Origin of the sequence: Methanosarcina sp. UBA5 (assembly GCF_002505485.1) — an archaeon.
Lineage (GTDB): Archaea > Halobacteriota > Methanosarcinia > Methanosarcinales > Methanosarcinaceae > Methanosarcina.
Genome location: NZ_DAVG01000020.1, coordinates 3,128 through 4,067 on the forward strand (window position 1 = coordinate 3,128; position 940 = coordinate 4,067).

At 39.2% G+C, this 940-nt stretch carries 1 protein-coding gene and 1 pseudogene; one reads left to right on the forward strand and one right to left on the reverse strand.

Translation table 11 applies throughout. The features are described 5' to 3' along the window. The coding region (locus BP621_RS02045) for a CPBP family intramembrane glutamic endopeptidase (RefSeq protein WP_292387699.1) at positions 1 to 282 on the forward strand (282 nt) is incomplete at its 5' end. Positions 283 to 558: 276 nt separating this feature from the next. On the opposite strand, the pseudogene BP621_RS02050 reads toward BP621_RS02045, so the two are convergent. Further along, positions 559 to 940 (reverse strand): annotated as a pseudogene (locus BP621_RS02050) (RNA-guided endonuclease TnpB family protein); the annotation flags it as partial.

The window sequence follows — 940 nt, forward strand, 5'->3', positions numbered from 1 at the left end:
TTGGTTGAGGAACTTATTTTCAGGTCAATCCTCCAGACCAGGCTCGAAGATGCGCTCGGTGTGAAAGAAGCGGTGTTAATTGCAGGTCTCCTGTTCGGGCTCATGCACTCGGGATACGGTACTTTCCATGAAGTTTTATATACAGGTTTTGTAGGACTTTTAATAGGCTTCATTTTCTACAAGACAAGGAGTTTGCCTTTTGTTGTTATTGTGCACGGCTTAGTTAATGTTTTCCTTTTTGGAGTTTTGCCCCATTATCTGAGTGGCTGGAAAGTGTTCTGAGATTGTTTTAAAATCAGTTTAACCTAACTTCCGCCTTTTTAGGCGCATATATGCTATGGCTATATCTCTGTGAGGTTCAATGATTGCGATCTAGAAGTTATACCTTAAATTTTACCTTGCTGACGTGCTTAAGTTTAATCACATGTATCGGTATCAGGAGATATTTATGAGAGTGAACTACCCCTCCCTGCCTGATGGCGAGGAAGGGGCTTCTTGCTTCATCCCTCAAACTGCTGTTCACAAGTCCACAAGCCCATCCCCTACGTTCCGTAGGTGTCAGATTACTATAAGATTTTGATCTTGAAGAGAGAACTTCTTGATATTGATTGCAGCATTGATATCTCTATCATGTTTTGTTTTGCAATCAGGGCATTCCCATTCTCTATCTTTCAAGGTTAGATTACCATTGTAGTATCCACAAACATTGCATATTTTAGAAGATGGCTCAAACTGTCCTANNTATACTCTAATTTTGTTACAAAACTATTCCATCCTGCATCTGAAATTGATTGAGCCAGACAATGATTTTTCTGCATACCTTTAACATTCAGAGTTTCCAGCGCAATAGCTTGGTTCTCGCTGATAAGTTTAGAAGAGATTTGGTGCTGGAAATTATTTCTCTGATTGCTAATTATCTCATGGATTTTTGAAAGATGTT